The following is a 16923-nucleotide window of genomic DNA, read 5'->3' on the forward strand; positions in this document are numbered from 1 at the left end:
CCCATCCGGGTCGCTTCTTTGCCTACTTTCTTGGCGAGACAAGAAAGTAGGTCGCCTCCCCGCAGGGGAGGTGAAACGGCAGTTGAAGTTGACCTTGACGTTAAGCCGTTGCAGTTGCAGTTGCAGTTGCAGTTGCAGTTGCAGTTGCAGTTGCCATTAACCTACAACCCCCAACAATTCAACCTCAAAACCTAAAAGTCCCCAACGCCTCGCGCACTTCATCCAACGTAGCCTGCGTCACCAACCGTGCCTGCTCCGTCCCCTGCTTCAAAATGTCAAACACAGAGGCCGGATCCTTGGCCAGCTCCTCGCGCCGCTCACGAATCGGCGCCAGCAGCCCTTGCAGCACGCCATCGAGCCTGCGCTTGAGGACCATGTCACCCAAGCCGCCGCGCCGATAGTGCTCCTTCAACTCGGCCACTTCATCGACCGCCTCGTCGAACGCGTCGAGGTAGGTGAACACTACATTGCCCTCCACCTGGCCCGGATCGGACACCTTGAGGTGGTTGGCGTCGGTGTACATGCGCATGACCGCTTCCTTGACCTGCTCGGGCGTGGCCGCCAGCGAGATGGCGTTGCCTTGCGACTTGCTCATCTTGGCCTTGCCGTCGACGCCGGGCAGCCGGCCAAAGCGCGGGATCAGCGCGGCGGCTTCCGGCAGCACTTCGCGGCCAACCTGGTGGTTGATTCGGCGCGCGATCTCGTTGGTCTGCTCGATCAGGGGGGCCTGGTCCTCGCCGACCGGCACCACGGTGGCCTTGAAGCCGGTGATGTCGGCAGCTTGCGAAGCCGGGTAGCACAGGAAGCCCGCCGGGATATCGCGGCCGAAGCCGCGCGCCTGGATCTCTTCCTTGATGGTCGGGTTGCGTTCGAGCCGGGCGACCGTGACGAAGTTCAGGTACATCAGGGTCAGCTCGGCCAGCGCGGGCAGGTGCGACTGCACCGTGATGGTGGTCTTGGCCGGGTCGATGCCGACCGCGAGGTAGTCGAGCGCCACTTCCAGCACGTTGCGCCTCACCTTGTCCGGATCGTGCGCGTTGTCGGTCATGGCCTGGGTGTCGGCCAGCAGCAGATATTGCTTGTGGGTATCCTGCAGCGCCACGCGGCTCTTGAGCGAGCCAACGTAGTGGCCCAGGTGAAGCTGGCCGGTGGGACGGTCGCCGGTGAGGATGACCTTGCGCTGGGGCGCCTGCGTTTCGCTAGTCATGGCATTTCCTTGGGTAAGAGAAGCGCCGCGGTGCCGGTCAGCGCAGGCAGAGTGCTGCCAACCGGGCTGCGGCGGCTGGAGTCGGGATCAGGGGATGACGACGTGCCGCTGCGTTCAGCAGCGCCGCCAATGGGAACGAGAGCCGGTCGCGCGCATCATGTAGCCGGGGTTTCAAGCTGGCGCGCCAGGCCGACGTACTCGGCCACGGGGACTTCCTCGGCGCGCCGCGCCAGGTCGAAGCCAAGGGCTTCAAAATCGACCTGGTCGCGCAGCATCGACAGTGTATTTCGCAGGACCTTGCGCCGCTGCGAGAACGCCGCGGCCACCACGTCGCCCAGCACCGTCAGGTTGCACGCGGGATACGGCGAGCGCAACTGGCCATCGGGCTGGCGCGGCCAGGGGATCATGCGCACCACGGCGGAGTCAACCTTGGGCGGCGGGTTGAACGAGGCCGGCGGCACGTCGAGCACATGCTCCATGTGATAGCGCACCTGCAGCATGATCGACAGCCGCCCGAAGGCTTTGCTGCCTGGCTCGGCCACCATGCGCTCGACCACCTCCTTTTGCAGCATGAAGTGCTGGTCGCGCACCTGGTCGGCAAACTCGGCCAGGTGGAACAGCAGCGGGCTGGAGATGTTGTAGGGCAGGTTGCCGACGATGCGCAGCGGCTTGCCGGCTTCGCACAGCTTGCCGAAATCGAAGGCCAGCGCGTCGCCGGCGTGGATCACCAGCCGTTCGCCGTAGCGGCGGCGCAGGCGCTCCACCAGGTCGCGGTCAAGCTCGACCACCTGCATCTGCGGCAAGCGCTCCAGCAGCGGCTGGGTCAGCGCGCCGAGGCCGGGGCCGATTTCGACCAGGGTATCGCCGTGCTGCGGGTCGATGGCACTGACGATGCCGTGGATGATGCCGTCATCGACCAGGAAGTTCTGTCCGAATCGTTTGCGGGCCACATGGCCCTGGTGTACGTTGGAACGCATAGTTAGGTCTCGCTCGGGCGTCAGCGTGTTGCCACCAGCGGCGCGGCGCGCGGCCGGCCGTTGGCGTGGCCGGCCATGACGATGGCGTTGCGGATCGCCTCGATCATGCTGCCGTGCTCGGCCTGGCCACTTGCGGCCAGGTCGAGCGCAGTGCCATGGTCGACCGAGGTGCGGATAAAAGGCAGCCCCAGCGTGATGTTCACGCCGTGGCCAAATGTGCCGTACTTGAGCGGGGCCAGGCCCTGGTCGTGGTACATCGCCAGCACGCAGTCAGCCCCATCTAGATGGCGGGGCTGGAACAGCGTGTCGGCCGGGTACGGGCCGCGGGCATCGATGCCCGCGTCCACGGCATGGGCCAGCGCGGGAATGATCACATCGATCTCCTCGCGGCCCATATGGCCGCTTTCGCCGGCATGCGGGTTCAGGCCGGTCACCAGGATACGCGGCCGGGCGATGCCGAAATGCCGGCGCAGGTCGTGGTCGACGATGGCCAGCGTTTCTTCCAGCATGGACACGGTCAGCGCGTCGGGCACCGCGCGCAATGGCAGGTGGGTGGTGGCCAGCGCCACGCGCAGCATGGCGTTGCCATGCGCGGGCTGCGGGCCGGCCAGCATCATCACGACGCGCGGCACGCCGGCGCGCTCGGCCAGGTATTCGGTGTGCCCGGTGAAGGGCACGCCGGCATCGTTGATGGTGCTCTTCTGCACGGGCGCGGTCACCATGCCGGCAAAACGCCGCGTGCCACTGGTCCCGCCCATGCAGCCATCGATGGCTGCATCGAGCAAGGCGAGCACATAGCCGCCGTTGCGCGCATCCAGCCGGCCAGCATCGCAAGGCACGGCCAGAGGGATGTCGTCGCACACCACGCTGCCATCCGCAAGCCGGTGCGCCCAGGCTTGCGCGACACCCAGCGCGGCGGCGCGCGCCGCCAGCAGGCCCGCGTCGCCAAGCACGTGAAAACGCACCTGCGGATGCTCGCCGGCAAGTTGCAGCAAGGCGCCGACGGTAATGTCGGGGCCAATGCCGGCGGGTTCCCCGGTGGTGATGGCTAGCGCGAGCGGCTCGGACATGGTGGCGATGCGTTCTGGTTAGCGCTGGCGGTTGACGCGGTATTCCACGTAGGCGGCCTGGCGCAACTGGCGCTGCCAGTCTTCATACGCCGCGCGCACCTTCTGCTCGCGAATCTCCGCGCGGGCGAAGTCGCGCTGCTTCTCCGGCGTGATCTCGGTCTCGCGGCGATTGAGCACCTGGATCAGATGCACGCCGAACTGCGTGACGATGGGCTCGGACACCTCGCCCGGGCGCAGGCGGCTCATGGCCTGCTCGAACTCCGGCACCAGCTCGCCCGGCGATACCCAGCCGAGATCGCCGCCGTTCTGCGCCGACCCATCCTGGGAGAAGCGCTTGGCCGCGTCGGCAAAGTCGCCGCCGTGGGTGATCCGGTCGCGCAGCGTGGCAAGCTGGCGGCGTGCCTCGGCCTCCGGCATGTTGGGGCCGGTGCGGATCAGGATATGGCGCACCTGGGTCTGCGTGATGCGATCGCTGGCCGCCGGGTTCGACGCTGCCGGCGGCGCGGTGCGCTTGGCCACCAGCTTGAGCACATGGAAACCGTTGGCGCTCTCGATGACCTGGGGCGCCACGCCACCAGGCTGCAGGTCAAGCACGGCATTGGCAAACAGCGCCGGCAGCCGGCCGATTTCACGGAAGCCGAGCGAGCCTCCCTGAGCGGCCTCAGGGCCGTCGGAGCCCTGCGCCAGCTGGGCGAAATCCGCACCGCCCTGAGCCTGCTTGAGCACCCCTTCGGCCTTGGCGCGCAAGGCTGCCTTCTGCGCCTCGGAGGCATCTTCCGGCACGCGCACCAGGATCTGGGCCACGTTGTATTCGGTGGGGCCGGTGGCGGTGGCGGCCGCGCCCGGTGCGCCATTCGCCGCGAGATAGTTGTCGATCTCGCCGTCGTAGACCTGGATCTTGGAATCCACCTCGCGCTCGCGCAGGCGGATCACCTGGACCTGCTTGCGCAGCTCGTCACGATACTTGGTCCAGGTCATGCCGCTGCGCTCGACCTGGCTGCGCAGGTCGGTCGCATTGATGTGGTTTTGCTGCGCGACCGACTCAATGGCGCGATCGACTTCCTGATCGGTCACCTTGATGCCGGCATCCTGCGCCGCTTGCGTCTGGACCCGCTCCATCACCAGCCGCTCGAGCACTTCGCCCAGCAGGTCGGCGCGCGCCGGCACCGGGCGGTTGGCCTGGCGCAGCTGCGATTCGATCTCGTCGGCGCGGTCCAGCAATTCGCGCCGCGTGATCACGCTGTTGTTGACGATCGCCACCACCTCGTCCACCAGTTGCGAGCGCTGCGCGCTCGTGCCCGGCTGCGTCACGCCCAGGCGCGGCTGGCTGGGCGAGGCGGCAGCGCTGTCGCCGGCCTGGGGCATGAAGATGCCGGTGGCCTTCTGCCCGGGCGCCTTCAGCTGTGCCGAAGCCGGCAGTGCGAAGGCGGCCAGCAGTGCGGTCAGCAGCAGGCTTTGCCAGCCGGTCAGGCGGGAAGACATCGAGGAGAGCGCGTTGAATTCTTGACGTTTCATCATGGTCCGTCATTCATAGTGGTCGAGCTGGGATGGGATAACAGGCTTGGCGAGGACGGGCTCATAACCCGGCACGTTCAGCCGCAGCACATCCAGCGGATTGGAACCGATCTTGGACAACCCGCGGAACTCCACCTGGAAGAAGATGCGTCCGGTGTAGCCCTGCGTGGTATTGCGGAAGCGCTGGTAGACCACACGGCCAACCCAGCAATCCGCTGCGTATTCGAAGCCGGCCAGCGCGTCCACCAGTTGGCTAGCATTCATGTCGAACGCGACCCGGCCGATGCCGTAGGTGCGCTGTGTCAGCGGCCACTGGCTCGAAACCTCGAACTGGTCGATGGCGGAATTGTCCGTCACCGAGGTCGGGCGCCGGTAGCGATAGCCGATATTGAACGTCTTGCGCGCCTCGGGCCGCCATGCGAAGGCGATATTCGAATAGATCACCCGCTCGGTGTCGGGGTTGTACTGCAACCCAGCATCGAGGTAGTAACCCTTGAACATCTGGATCGTGGTTGCCGCCAGCAGGTCAGAATATCCCGCCTTGCCCACCGGCTCGGTGCCGTTGATCTGCACGCGCTGGCCGGTGAAGTCAATGCGCTGCGCAATCGTGCCGCGGAAACGCTCAATGCCGCTGCTTGCCTCGATCAGGCGCGTGGTCACGCCTGCCGTCAGCTTGTTGTTGTCAGCGATGCGATCGTAGCCGGTGAACGGGTTCTCGCTGAAAATCTGCCCGTAACCAAAGTCCGACTGCACCGTATCGAATAGCGGGAACTGGCTCTGGTCGCGGAACGGCGTGTAGACATAGAACAGGCGTGGTTCCAACGTCTGCACATAGTTGACGCCAAAAAGCCGGCTCACGGTCGGCGCATCGCGCTCAAAGGTCATGCCCGAATCCAGGCTCATGGTCGGCAGAGCGCGGTTGAGCGTGGTGGGCGATCCCGCTGTGACGGAGGCCGGCTCCATCTGGTACTGAGTGGCGTTGAACATCACCTTTGGCGTGACGAACCAGCCCGGACGCACGATCGGATAACTGATCGACGGCTGGATGAAGACTCGCTCGCCCTGCGGTTGCTGCACGCCTGTAGAGGTCAGAGGGATTCGGAAGCGCGTGTAGTCGGCCTCCACCTGCACGTCGAAGCCGCCGAAATCGTAGCGCGTATACCTGCCGTTCAACTGCGGCACGCGCTCGTACGAGGGGCCACTGGGCGCCAGCGTCTGGAATTTTTGCACTCGCGCAAGCACCAGGAAGTCCTGCCAGCCATAGCTGATGCCTCCTTCCTGCGTGTACTGCAGTTGCGTTGCCTGGGTCACCGAGCGGCCCAGGTCGTTGGGGTACTGCGCGTCCGATACCTTGTTCAGGTTGACGTAGGCATTCAGGCCAGGAGCAAGATTCTGGTTGTGCTGGACCGAATAGGACCAGCGATTGCCTTTCGTCTTCTGGTCATCGGGTAGAAAGTCCCCGCGAATACGTCCTGAATATCTGGCATCCACATAGCGGAAATCGCTACCGAGCTGGGCGCCGCGCGAGGACATATAGCGCGGGAACAACGTCAGATCCCGGTTGGGCGCGATATTGAAGTAGTACGGCACCGTCAGGTCCGCACCCGAGCGCGAGCTATAGCCGAACAGCGGCGGCAGCACGCCGCTGCGGCGCTCGCTGTTCAAGGGGAAGCTGAACACCGGCGCGGCCATGATCGGCACGTCGAAAAAGCGCAGCACGCCGCCATAGGCAGTGCCGACCTGGCGGTCGCTGTCGATATCGAGCTCGCGCGCGCTGAAATACCAGTCCGCGTTGTCCGGCGAACAGGTCGTATAGGTGGCGCGCTTGATCGTGCTGAGGTTCTTGTCGATAAAATCGATGCGCTCGGCCTTGCCCGAGCCGCCGGTTTCCTGGAAATAGTAGTCCGGAGACAGCATGTAGCCTTCGTTGGCCTCGACCCGCAGCCGGGCTTCCGGCCCGACCGAGAGCGAGCCGTCGCGGGCAATGCGGGCATTGCCGTGGACAAAAGCCTCGTCGCTGTCCTGGTCGTAGGTGAGCTTGTCGCCCTTGACCACGCCGCCATTGCGGCGCAGCTCGGCGTTGCCCTCGAGCTCCACGCCACGCTGGTTATAGCCGGTCATGCGATCGCCCGAGACAAAGGTGGGCGGGTTGTCGTCCGGCTCGGCCGTCTTGGTCTTGGCCGTGCCCGGCTCGGCCAGACGCGGCACCAGTTCGCCGGCTACCGGCGGGGCCTCGGGTGCCGCTTCGACGGTCGGCTCGGCCACCGGCAGGTCGGGAATGGCGGAGCTCACGGCCTGCGCGTGCGCACCCACCGACCAGCCGGCCATGGCCAACACGAGCGGGCGCAACGCGCTGCCGGGGAGTCGTGCCGGTGTCTTGCTAGCCTTCTGGTTCGGTGATCGTCGTTGTTCGGTCATGCGAGCGGGTCATGAGTCAGAGCGGCGGCGGCGGCCCAGCAACCGCCAGCCACCGCCGAAGCAGGCTGTCGGGCTGTAGGAGGCCCGCCTGGGAGCCGCCCCGGGGCCCGGGTCTGGTCGGGTATTATACGGGGCATCCTATTCTCCCTTTCCGGCATGGCAGCACATCCTCTCGACCCGCGTCTCGACCAGCTCAAAGTCTGGGTGTCCGGACTCGGTCCGGCCTGGCCCATTAACCCCGACTCCTGTACCCCCGCATCGGCTGACGCCAGCTTCCGGCGGTACTTCCGGGCCAGCACCAGCCACCCCGACCATCCGAGCGTGATCGTGATGGATGCGCCTCCCGCGCAGGAGGACTGCCGCCCCTTCATCCATGTCGCGGAACTGTTCGGCGCTGCCGGCGTGAGCGTGCCCAAGGTACTGGCGCAGAACCTCGAGCAAGGCTTCCTGCTGCTCAGCGACCTGGGCAACACCACGTATCTGTCGCGGCTGGACGCGGCCAGCGCGCGCGGCCTTTATGGCGATGCCGCCGCCGCGCTTGTGAAGATCCAGCTCGCGACCCGCCCCGGCACCTTGCCCGCCTACGACCGCGTGCTGCTGCAGCGCGAAGTCGACCTGTTCCCGCAGTGGTACGTGGCCCGGCACCTGGGCGTGACACTGACGCCCGACCAGGAATCCGGGCTGGCCGAAGTGATGCAGACGCTGCTGGCCAACAACCTGGCACAGCCGCAGGTGTATGTGCATCGCGACTATCACTCACGCAACCTGATGGTGCTTGAGGGCGAGGCCAATCCCGGCATCCTGGATTTCCAGGACGCGGTGATCGGCCCCATTACCTATGATGCGGTGTCGCTGTGGCGCGATGCCTATATTGAATGGGACGAGCAGGAGCAGCTCGACTGGCTGATCCGCTACTGGGAGCGCGCGCGCAAGGCCGGGCTGCCGGTGGCGCCCGATTTTGGTGACTTCTACCGGGATTTCGAGTGGATGGGCCTGCAGCGCCACCTCAAGGTACTCGGCATCTTTGCCCGCCTGTACCATCGCGACGGCAAGGATGGCTACCTGGCCAACCTGCCGCTGGTGCTCAAGTACGCGCGCCAGGTGGCGGGCCGCTACATCGAGCTGCGCAGGCTGGTACGGCTGTTCGACGCCCTCGACGGCGTCGAACGCCCGGTCGGCTACACGTTCTGATGCCGGCGCAAGCCATGACGGACGCACAGCCATGACATCCGGTGGCGATCCCACGGCCACGCTCACCCGCGGCGGCGAGTGGTGGGCTGGCGTGCGGGCGCTGGCGCCGATGCTGCTTGGCGTGGCGCCGTTCGGCCTGATCTACGGCGTGCTGGCGGTCAACGCCGGCATGCCCGCGTGGCTGGCCTGCGCCATGAGCGCAATCGTGTTCGGCGGCGCCTCGCAGATGATCCTGACGCAACTGTGGGCGGCGGGCACGCCGGCGGTGCTGATCGCCGTGACGGTCGCCATGGTCAACCTGCGCCATGCGCTGTACTCGGCCACCATGGCCCCGGCGCTGGCGCACCTGCCGGGCCGCTGGAAGGCACTCATCTCCTACTTGCTGACCGACGAGGCCTTCGCCGCCATGACGCGGCGCCTCAGCGACGACGACGAACACAAGCGCTACCGCCACTGGTTCTTCTTTGGCGCCGGCTTCGCGCTGTGGGCCAGCTGGCAGGTCTCGACGCTGGCGGGTGTGCTGGTGGGCGCCCAGGTCCCGCGCGACTGGCCGCTTGATTTCTTCCTGCCGCTCACCTTCATCGCCATCATCGTGCCCGGCATCAAGCACCGCTCGCACGCCGCGGCGGCGCTGGCGGCCACGGCGCTGGCGGTGGCCTGCTACGGCATGCCGCACAAGCTTGGCCTGATGGTCGCGGCGCTGGGCGGGATTGCCGCGGGCATGCTGCTGCTTGGCAAGGACCGCAGGCAGCGCAAGCCGGCCGCGACGGAGCCCGCCGCATGAGCCAGCTCACCCTGCTGCTGGTGTTTATCGGCGCCGGCCTCGCCACCTTCCTGATCCGCCTGTCCTTCATTGCCGTGGAAGGCCGGGTGCGGCTGCCGTCGTGGTTCCGCACCGCGCTGCAATTCGTGCCGGCCGCCATGCTGTCGGCGTTGATCGCGCCCGACCTGCTGATGCGTGATGGCCACGTCGACATCGGCCCCGGCAATGCGCGCCTGGTAGCCGGGCTGGTGGCCATTGTCATCGCCGCCAGGACGCGCAGCATTGGCTGGACCATCGCTGGCGGCATGGGCACCCTGATCGCGCTGACATACCTGCTGAACCACGCGCTGAAATAAGCGCCGGAGACCCTGCATTGAAAGCCATGATTTTTGCAGCCGGGCGCGGCGAACGCATGCGCCCGCTGACCGATGCCCATCCCAAGCCGCTGCTGCAGGTGGGCGGCAAGCCGCTGATCGTCTGGAAGATCGAGGCGCTGGCGCGCGCCGGCTTCAAGGACATCGTGATCAACCACGCCTGGCTCGGCGAGCAGATCGAGCAGGCGCTCGGTGATGGCAACCGCTTCGGCGTTCGCCTGGCGTACTCAGCCGAGCCCAGCGCGCTGGAAACCGCCGGCGGCATCGCCCAGGCGCTGCCGCTGTTGTCGGCCGCACCCGAGCGCGGCGAGATCTTCCTGGCGGTATCCGGCGACATCTTCACCGATTACGACTTCCGCGCCCTGCTGCCCCGCGCGCGCGCCATGGCCGGTGCGCCCGAGCCGCGCATGCACCTGGTGATGGTGCCCAATCCGCCGTTCCATCCGGGCGGCGATTTTGCGCTCGGCGCCAACGGCCTGTTGTCGCTCACGCCCACGGCGACGGCGCCGAGCCTGACCTTCGGCAATATCGGCCTGTACGACACCCGGCTGTTCACCGCCATCGAGCCCGGCCAGAAAGTTGCCATGACGCCCTACTATCGCGCCGCCGTGGCGGCCGGGCTGGCCAGCGGCGAGCGCTTCGACGGCGCCTGGGAGAACGTCGGCACGCCGGCCCAGCTGGCGGCCCTCGATGCCCTGGTGCTAGCGCGAGCCGGCACCGCTTGCGCACCCTTGCCCTGAGCGGGTCCGGCCAGTCCAGCCCCGCGCCGGCAATCCGACGGCGTTAGAATCGTCCTATTCCCCATCCACGTGGCCCAACACATGTCCGCACCCGACTCCGCCCTCCTTCTCGCCTGTCGCGACCGGCGCGCCCGCGTGCTGCAGCAATTACGCGCCGCCGGCGGCGGCGTGGCGATCCTGCCCACCGCGCCGGAAGCCATGCGCAACCGCGATAGCGACTATCCCTATCGCCATGACAGCTATTTCTATTACCTGACCGGCTTCACCGAGCCGGAGGCCGTGCTGGTCCTGGTGGCGCAGGCGGGCGGCGCCGAGCGCAGCATCCTGTTCTGCCGCCCCAAGCACGAGGAGCGCGAGATCTGGGATGGCTTCCGCTATGGCCCGGAAGGCGCGCAGGCGGCCTTCGGCTTCGACGAGGCACATTCGGTCGAGGAAATCGACGCCCTGCTGCCCTCGCTGCTGGCCGACCACGCTGTGGTGGCCTACCCGCTGGCCGCCAACACCCGCACCGATATGCAGGTGCGGCGCTGGCTCGAAACGGTGCGCATGCAGGGCCGTGCCGGCGTGACCGCGCCATCGACGGCGATCGACATCCGCACCATCCTCGACGAGATGCGCTTGTTCAAGGACGCCGGCGAGATCGCCACCATGCGCCGCGCCGCCGAGATCTCGGCCCAGGCCCATGTGCGCGCCATGCGTGCTTCGCGCGAGGGCCTGCGCGAATACCACCTGGAAGCCGAGCTGCTCTACGAATTCCGCCGCCACGGTGCGCAGAGCGTCGCCTACAACTCGATCGTCGCCACCGGCCCCAATGCCTGCGTGCTGCACTACCGCGCCGGCCCCGCCGAGCTGCGCGATGGCGACCTGTGCCTGATCGACGCCGGCTGCGAGCTCGATGGCTACGCGTCCGACATCACCCGCACCTTCCCCGTCTCCGGCCGCTTTTCGCCAGCCCAGCGCGAGCTGTACGACCTGGTGGTGGCGGCGCAGGAAGCCGCCATCGCCGAGACCCGCCCCGGCGTGCCCTACAACGTGCCGCACGACGCCGCCACGCGAGTGCTGGCGCAGGGCATGCTTGATACCGGCCTGCTCGACGCGAACCGTTGCGGCGGCCTGGACGAGGTACTCGCCAGCGGCAGCTACCGCCAGTTCTACATGCACCGCACCGGCCACTGGCTGGGCATGGACGTGCATGACGTGGGCGAGTACCGCGTGCCCGGCGCCGCGCCGGCCGAGGGCGAACGCGCCTGGCGTCCCCTCGCGCCCGGCATGGTGCTGACGGTGGAGCCCGGCATCTACGTGCGCCCGGCACCGGAAGTGCCGGAGCGCTTCTGGCATATCGGCATCCGCATCGAGGACGATGCGGTTGTCACCGGGGGCGGCTGCGAGCTGATGACGCGCGGCGTGCCGGTCAAGGCGGACGAAATCGAGGCGCTGATGCGCGACGCGGGAGGTACACGATGATCAGTTGGCTACGCAAGATACTTCCGAGCGGCGAGCGCCCACAGACCAGCCGCGCACGCGCCGTTGATCCCGCGCAACCGTTCGTGGTCAACCTCTATGATGACCGCCTGGTCGTGCATCGCCCCGATGGTCAGCGCGAAGAACTCGAATGGGACGTGATCGAACGCGTGGTGGTGCGGGTCTCGAACCGCGAGCCATGGGCCGGGAAGGCCTGGCTGATCCTGGTGGGAGACCCCAAGGCCGACGGCACGCCCCGGGGCTGCGTGGTACCGCTCGACGCGGCCAACCATGCGGCGCTGGTGGAACGCCTGCAGGCATTTCCCGGCTTCAACCAGCAGAAGCTGGACAACGCCCTGAGCGACGCGGCGGCGGGCAAGCACCGCACCGACGCCAACTGCTGGAAGCGCGGCATACAGCCGGCGGAGTCCGGCGCCATGGGCAATGCGAGCAACGACAGCAACCTCGTCGCCCAGCCAGGCAGCGCGCATGAGCCCGGCAAGCACTGAAGCCTGCGCGGACACGGATATCGCCATCGTCGGCGCAGGGCCGGTAGGCCTCGCGCTGGCCTGCCTGTTGCTGCGCAAGAGCCCGTGGCGCCTGACCTTGATCGACGCCGCCACGCCGGCGCGCGCGTCCCGCGATCCGCGCGCCATCGCGCTGTCGTACGGCAGCCGCCAGCTGCTTGAGCAGATCGGCGCGTGGCCCCGCGCTGTCACCCCGATCGAGCATATCCATGTGTCGCAACGCGGGCGGTTCGGCCACGTCAAGCTCCACAGCCACGACTACGACGTACCTGCGCTGGGCTATGTGGTGCGCTACGGCGAATTGTGCGAGGCACTCGAGCGTGCGCTGGCCCAGGCCGTCCAGGCCAGCCCCGCCCCCGCTGGCGAACGCCTGCGACGGGTCTACGAGACGCGCATCGATCAGCTGGAGCAATCTGGTCCCGATACGGCTGCAGCCAGCCTGGTGCGCCTCTGCGGCCATGGGCATGACCAGCAGCCCGCCGCCTTCGGCGCGCGCCTGGTGGTGCAGGCCGAAGGCGGCCTGTTCCACCAGCAGTCCACCCGCGCGGAGCGTGGCGTGCAGGGGCGGAAATACCGGCGCGACTATGGGCAGACCGCCATCGTGGCCCACGTGGCCTGCTCGCGCCCGCAGCCCGGCTGGGCCTGGGAGCGCTTTACGGAGGAAGGCCCGCTGGCACTGCTGCCGCATGAAGAGCACGGCACACCCGGCTACGCCCTGGTCTGGTGCTGCCCGCCGGAACAAGCGGCGCGCCGGCTCGCGCTGCCCGAAGGGGAGTTCCTGGCTGAACTGGAACAAGCCTTCGGCCCGCGCATGGGCCGCTTCACCGGCATTGGCAAGCGCCATGCCTTCCCGCTTGGGCTGAACGCGGCGCCCGTCACCGTGCAGGGCCGCGTGGTAGCGGTCGGCAATGCGGCGCAGACGCTACATCCGGTAGCCGGCCAGGGTCTCAACCTCGGCCTGCGCGACGCCTTTGCCCTGGCGCTCGCGCTGCGCGCCGACTGCAGCCCGCAGGCCTTGCAGGCGTTTGCGGCGCAACAAAAGCTGGATCGGGCCGTCACCATCGGCGTGACCGACCTGCTGCCGCGCGTGTTTGGCGTTTCCTACCCGCTCGCTGCCCACGCGCGTGGGGCGTCCCTGGCGGCGCTCGCTTGCCTGGGACCGCTCAAGGACACGCTGGCGCACCAGATGATGTACGGCATGCGCCGCTAAAGGCTGCCAAGGGCCGCCGGCGGCCCTGTTGTCAACATTGTTTGCAATCCGGCCCGGTGCAATATTTGCTCAAATCTTGAGCAACCCGGGGCGTTTGGCGGTAAAATCCTGCCCTCACACATGCCCACTGAATGACGCCGAGCACTGTTTCGGCAGGGCATGCCATTTTCATTTTTGTCTAGTTGCGGGCCGCCTTGCGGCCCCTCGTCAGTCGCTACAGTCGCTACCAGTCTCTATCGTGCAAATCGGACCGCACCAACTCCGCAACAACCTGTTCGTCGCGCCCATGGCCGGTGTGACGGACCGGCCATTCCGCCAGCTGTGCAAACGGCTGGGGGCGGGCTATGCGGTGTCCGAAATGGTCGCCTCCAACGCACAGTTGTGGAAGAGCGAAAAGACCATGCGGCGCGCCAACCACACGGGCGAAGTCGAGCCCATCGCGGTGCAGATCGCCGGCGCCGAGCCGGCCATGATGGCGCAGGCCGCGCGCCACAACGTGGAGCGCGGCGCGCAGATCATCGACATCAACATGGGCTGCCCGGCCAAGAAGGTGTGCAATGTGGCCGCCGGCTCGGCGCTGCTGCAAAACGAGCCGCTGGTGGTGCGCATCGTCCAGGCGGTGGTCGCCGCCGTGGCCGAGGTCGATCCGCGCGTGCCCGTCACGCTCAAGATCCGTACCGGCTGGGACCGCCAGAACCGCAATGCGCTTCGCATCGCGCGCATGGTGGAAGACGCCGGCATCAGCATGCTCACCGTGCACGGGCGCACGCGCGCCGACCTGTACAAGGGCGAAGCCGAGTACGAGACCATTGCCGCGGTCAAGGCAGCGCTCTCCATCCCCGTGGTCGCCAATGGCGACGTCACCACGCCGCAAAAAGCCAAGCATGTGCTGGCCGTGACCGGCGCCGACGCCATCATGATCGGCCGCGCGGCGCAGGGCCGGCCCTGGCTGTTCCGCGAGATCGAGCACTACCTGGCCACCGGTGAGCTGCTGCCGTCACCGGAAGTGGCCGAGATCCGCGCCATCATGAACGCGCACCTGGAAGACCACTACGACTTCTACGGCGAGTTCACCGGCGTGCGCACCGCGCGCAAGCACATTGCCTGGTACACGCGCGGCCTGGCCGGCGCCAACCTGTTCCGCCACCGCATGAACACGCTGGACAGCACCACGGCCCAGCTCGCCGCGGTCAACGAATTCTTCGATGAGCAGGCGCTGCTGTCCGAGCGCCTGGTCTATGTGGAAGACGGCGCGGACGGCACGGATGATGCCGACGACGAGAAACGCAACAAGTCGAACAACAACAATAACGGGGAGTTGCTTGCCGCATGAGCCGCAACGCTATCGACCAGTGCATCCGGGACAGCCTGGGTGCCTACTTTCGCGACCTGGACGGTGAAGAGCCGTCGAATATGTACAACATGGTGCTCGAAGCCGTGGAACGGCCGCTGCTGGAAGCAGTGATGGCGCGCGCCGAGCGCAACCAGTCGCTCGCGGCCGCCTACCTGGGCATCAATCGCAATACGCTGCGCAAGAAGTTGCAGCAGCACGGTTTACTTTGAAGCGTCTCCCCATAGCCATGATCAAGCAAGCCCTCCTCTCCGTATCCGACAAGACCGGCATCGTCGAATTTGCCCGCGAGCTCAACTCGCTCGGCGTCGCGCTGCTCTCCACCGGCGGCACCGCCAAGCTGCTGGCCGACGCCGGCCTGCCCGTCACGGAGGTGGCCGACTACACCGGTTTCCCCGAAATGCTCGATGGCCGCGTCAAGACCCTGCACCCGAAAGTGCACGGCGGCATCCTGGCCCGCCGCGACCTGCCCGAGCACATGGCGGCTCTCGCCGAGCACAACATCCCCACCATCGACCTGCTGGTCGTGAACCTGTACCCGTTCCAGCAAACCGTGGCCAAGGATGACTGCTCCCTGCCGGACGCCATCGAGAACATCGACATCGGCGGCCCCACCATGCTGCGCTCGGCCGCCAAGAACCACCGCGACGTCACCGTCATCGTGGACCCGGCCGACTACGCGCCGGTGCTGGAAGAAATGCGCGCCAACGCCAACAGCGTCGGCTACGACACCAACTTCCGCCTGGCCACCAAGGTGTTCGCCCACACCGCGCAGTACGACGGCGCCATCACCAACTACCTGACCAGCCTCGGCGCGGACAAGGCGCACCAGACCCGCAGCGCCTACCCGCAGACGCTGAACCTGGCCTTCGAGAAGGTGCAGGAAATGCGCTATGGCGAGAACCCGCACCAGTCAGCCGCCTTCTACCGCGACCTGAAAGCCTCCGACGGCGCGCTGGCCAACTACACGCAGTTGCAAGGCAAGGAACTGTCGTACAACAACATCGCCGACGCCGATGCGGCATGGGAATGCGTCAAGACCTTCGGCGCTGCCACCGGCGCGGCCTGCGTGATCATCAAGCACGCCAACCCGTGCGGCGTGGCAATCGGCGCCAATGCGCTGGAAGCCTACGAAAAAGCCCTCAAGACCGACTCGACCTCGGCCTTCGGCGGCATCATCGCCTTCAACGTCGAGCTGGACGAAGCCGCCGCCCAAGCCGTGGCCAAGCAGTTCGTCGAAGTGCTGATCGCCCCGTCGTTCAGCGCCGGCGCGCGCGCCGTGTTTGCTGCCAAGCAGAACGTGCGCCTGCTGGAAATCCCGCTGGGCAACGGCCTCAACCCGTATGACTTCAAGCGCGTCGGCGGCGGCCTGCTGGTGCAAGGCCCCGACGCCAGGAACGTCCAGCGGGACGAACTGCGCGTGGTGACCAAGCGCCAGCCCACGCCCAAGGAAATGGACGACCTGATGTTCGCCTGGCGCGTGGCCAAGTTCGTCAAGTCGAACGCCATCGTGTTCTGTGGCGGCGGCATGACGCTAGGCGTCGGCGCCGGCCAGATGAGCCGCGTGGACTCGGCCCGCATCGCCAGCATCAAGGCGCAGAACGCCGGCCTCACGCTGGCGGGCTCGGCCGTGGCATCGGACGCCTTCTTCCCGTTCCGCGACGGCCTGGACGTCGTGGTGGACGCAGGTGCCACCTGCGTCATCCAGCCGGGCGGCTCGATGCGCGACGACGAAGTGATCGCCGCAGCCGACGAGCGCAATATCGCAATGGTGTTGACCGGCGTGCGCCACTTCCGCCATTGAGGTCCGGGCCTGGTCCGTGCGGTTGCAGCGGGCTTGGCAAACGAACTCATCGCGGCATCGCGAGCGCCCGCCCTCTCCCCCGGCCCCTCTCCCGCAGGCGGGAGAGGGGAGCCAACCAGCGGGCAAGGTGAAGGATTCGGTGTAGCCGTGATTCCCGCCCGAGGGGCGGAAATCACCCAAGCGCGATGCGAAGCGAGCCGTGAAGGTGTGCCAAGGCCGTATGGGGCGCCTCGGGATTCGACGAAAAGAGCGGAAAAGAGGGACCCATGTCTGAGTATCGCCTTAAGGCGATGCGAGTTTGGGTCCCGGCCGCTC

At 67.1% G+C, this 16923-nt stretch carries 16 protein-coding genes; 11 read left to right on the forward strand and 5 right to left on the reverse strand.

What is annotated here, in order from left to right; genetic code table 11:
- Window positions 1-195: hypothetical protein (locus AC07XB_RS38125; protein WP_492832961.1), on the forward strand; the 195-nt coding region annotated here is incomplete at its 5' end.
- Here AC07XB_RS38125 and trpS read toward each other — a convergent pair.
- The 5 genes from trpS to AC07XB_RS38150 all read right to left on the reverse strand — a co-directional run bounded on the left by trpS (window position 185) and on the right by AC07XB_RS38150 (window position 7187).
- The gene (trpS, locus tag AC07XB_RS38130) at window positions 185-1207 is read right to left on the reverse strand and encodes a tryptophan--tRNA ligase (RefSeq protein ID WP_492832959.1); all 1023 of its coding nucleotides are present in this window, start codon (window positions 1205-1207) and stop codon (window positions 185-187) included. The two genes, AC07XB_RS38125 and trpS, sit on opposite strands and share 11 nt — an antisense overlap.
- Before the next feature lie 155 nt (window positions 1208-1362).
- Window positions 1363-2184, reverse strand: coding sequence for a 16S rRNA (adenine(1518)-N(6)/adenine(1519)-N(6))-dimethyltransferase RsmA (rsmA, locus tag AC07XB_RS38135; protein ID WP_174427471.1), 822 nt, complete (start codon window positions 2182-2184; stop codon window positions 1363-1365).
- 20 nt (window positions 2185-2204) lie between these two features.
- Window positions 2205-3254 (reverse strand): 4-hydroxythreonine-4-phosphate dehydrogenase PdxA, encoded by a 1050-nt coding sequence (gene pdxA, locus AC07XB_RS38140; RefSeq protein WP_492376418.1) that lies wholly within the window; start codon window positions 3252-3254, stop codon window positions 2205-2207.
- 18 nt (window positions 3255-3272) lie between these two features.
- A complete protein-coding gene (locus AC07XB_RS38145; protein WP_492832963.1) occupies window positions 3273-4769 on the reverse strand; it encodes a peptidylprolyl isomerase in 1497 nt (498 codons plus the stop codon).
- Window positions 4770-4778: 9 nt separating this feature from the next.
- Window positions 4779-7187 (reverse strand): LPS assembly protein LptD, encoded by a 2409-nt coding sequence (locus AC07XB_RS38150; protein ID WP_492832957.1) that lies wholly within the window; start codon window positions 7185-7187, stop codon window positions 4779-4781.
- Between the two features lie 156 nt (window positions 7188-7343).
- Here AC07XB_RS38150 and AC07XB_RS38155 point away from each other — a divergent pair, with 156 nt between their 5' ends.
- The 10 genes from AC07XB_RS38155 (at window position 7344) to purH (ending at window position 16608) form a co-directional block, all read left to right on the forward strand.
- On the forward strand, window positions 7344-8378 hold the full coding sequence (locus AC07XB_RS38155; RefSeq protein ID WP_492832955.1) for an aminoglycoside phosphotransferase family protein: 1035 nt from the start codon (window positions 7344-7346) through the stop codon (window positions 8376-8378).
- A gap of 31 nt (window positions 8379-8409) precedes the next feature.
- On the forward strand, window positions 8410-9162 hold the full coding sequence (locus AC07XB_RS38160; RefSeq protein ID WP_492376415.1) for an AzlC family ABC transporter permease: 753 nt from the start codon (window positions 8410-8412) through the stop codon (window positions 9160-9162).
- Window positions 9159-9497 (forward strand): AzlD domain-containing protein, encoded by a 339-nt coding sequence (locus AC07XB_RS38165; protein ID WP_043343742.1) that lies wholly within the window; start codon window positions 9159-9161, stop codon window positions 9495-9497. The genes AC07XB_RS38160 and AC07XB_RS38165 overlap by 4 nt, the downstream gene beginning before the upstream one ends.
- A 17-nt stretch (window positions 9498-9514) precedes the next feature.
- Window positions 9515-10255, forward strand: a complete 741-nt coding sequence (murU, locus tag AC07XB_RS38170) for an N-acetylmuramate alpha-1-phosphate uridylyltransferase MurU (RefSeq protein ID WP_492376414.1) — start codon at window positions 9515-9517, stop codon at window positions 10253-10255.
- A gap of 81 nt (window positions 10256-10336) precedes the next feature.
- Window positions 10337-11719, forward strand: a complete 1383-nt coding sequence (locus AC07XB_RS38175) for an aminopeptidase P N-terminal domain-containing protein (RefSeq protein ID WP_492376413.1) — start codon at window positions 10337-10339, stop codon at window positions 11717-11719.
- A complete protein-coding gene (locus AC07XB_RS38180; RefSeq protein ID WP_492832952.1) occupies window positions 11716-12225 on the forward strand; it encodes a hypothetical protein in 510 nt (169 codons plus the stop codon). Before AC07XB_RS38175 ends, AC07XB_RS38180 begins: the two co-directional genes overlap by 4 nt.
- Window positions 12206-13453 (forward strand): UbiH/UbiF/VisC/COQ6 family ubiquinone biosynthesis hydroxylase, encoded by a 1248-nt coding sequence (locus tag AC07XB_RS38185; RefSeq protein ID WP_492832950.1) that lies wholly within the window; start codon window positions 12206-12208, stop codon window positions 13451-13453. The genes AC07XB_RS38180 and AC07XB_RS38185 overlap by 20 nt, the downstream gene beginning before the upstream one ends.
- A 238-nt stretch (window positions 13454-13691) precedes the next feature.
- The gene (gene dusB, locus AC07XB_RS38190; RefSeq protein WP_492832948.1) at window positions 13692-14786 is read left to right on the forward strand and encodes a tRNA dihydrouridine synthase DusB; all 1095 of its coding nucleotides are present in this window, start codon (window positions 13692-13694) and stop codon (window positions 14784-14786) included.
- Window positions 14783-15016: a Fis family transcriptional regulator gene (locus AC07XB_RS38195; protein ID WP_006156396.1), complete on the forward strand. Its 234-nt coding sequence runs from the start codon at window positions 14783-14785 to the stop codon at window positions 15014-15016. The genes dusB and AC07XB_RS38195 overlap by 4 nt, the downstream gene beginning before the upstream one ends.
- Before the next feature lie 17 nt (window positions 15017-15033).
- Window positions 15034-16608: a bifunctional phosphoribosylaminoimidazolecarboxamide formyltransferase/IMP cyclohydrolase gene (gene purH / locus AC07XB_RS38200; protein ID WP_183034453.1), complete on the forward strand. Its 1575-nt coding sequence runs from the start codon at window positions 15034-15036 to the stop codon at window positions 16606-16608.
- The last annotated feature ends 315 nt before the right edge of the window (window positions 16609-16923 follow it).

It is taken from the genome of Cupriavidus sp. GW821-FHT02F09 (assembly GCF_059421605.1).

What these genes read in the sequence shown, in the direction of transcription:
- AC07XB_RS38180 (WP_492832952.1), top strand. Translation starts at nt 11,716, where the DNA reads ATGATCAGTTGGCTACGCAAGATACTTCCGAGCGGCGAGCGCCCACAG.
- pdxA (WP_492376418.1), bottom strand. Translation starts at nt 3,254, where the DNA reads ATGTCCGAGCCGCTCGCGCTAGCCATCACCACCGGGGAACCCGCCGGC.
- AC07XB_RS38150 (WP_492832957.1), bottom strand. Translation starts at nt 7,187, where the DNA reads ATGACCGAACAACGACGATCACCGAACCAGAAGGCTAGCAAGACACCG.
- rsmA (WP_174427471.1), bottom strand. Translation starts at nt 2,184, where the DNA reads ATGCGTTCCAACGTACACCAGGGCCATGTGGCCCGCAAACGATTCGGA.
- AC07XB_RS38155 (WP_492832955.1), top strand. Translation starts at nt 7,344, where the DNA reads ATGGCAGCACATCCTCTCGACCCGCGTCTCGACCAGCTCAAAGTCTGG.
- purH (WP_183034453.1), top strand. Translation starts at nt 15,034, where the DNA reads ATGATCAAGCAAGCCCTCCTCTCCGTATCCGACAAGACCGGCATCGTC.
- AC07XB_RS38160 (WP_492376415.1), top strand. Translation starts at nt 8,410, where the DNA reads ATGACATCCGGTGGCGATCCCACGGCCACGCTCACCCGCGGCGGCGAG.
- AC07XB_RS38185 (WP_492832950.1), top strand. Translation starts at nt 12,206, where the DNA reads ATGAGCCCGGCAAGCACTGAAGCCTGCGCGGACACGGATATCGCCATC.
- AC07XB_RS38195 (WP_006156396.1), top strand. Translation starts at nt 14,783, where the DNA reads ATGAGCCGCAACGCTATCGACCAGTGCATCCGGGACAGCCTGGGTGCC.
- AC07XB_RS38165 (WP_043343742.1), top strand. Translation starts at nt 9,159, where the DNA reads ATGAGCCAGCTCACCCTGCTGCTGGTGTTTATCGGCGCCGGCCTCGCC.
- AC07XB_RS38175 (WP_492376413.1), top strand. Translation starts at nt 10,337, where the DNA reads ATGTCCGCACCCGACTCCGCCCTCCTTCTCGCCTGTCGCGACCGGCGC.
- trpS (WP_492832959.1), bottom strand. Translation starts at nt 1,207, where the DNA reads ATGACTAGCGAAACGCAGGCGCCCCAGCGCAAGGTCATCCTCACCGGC.
- AC07XB_RS38145 (WP_492832963.1), bottom strand. Translation starts at nt 4,769, where the DNA reads ATGAAACGTCAAGAATTCAACGCGCTCTCCTCGATGTCTTCCCGCCTG.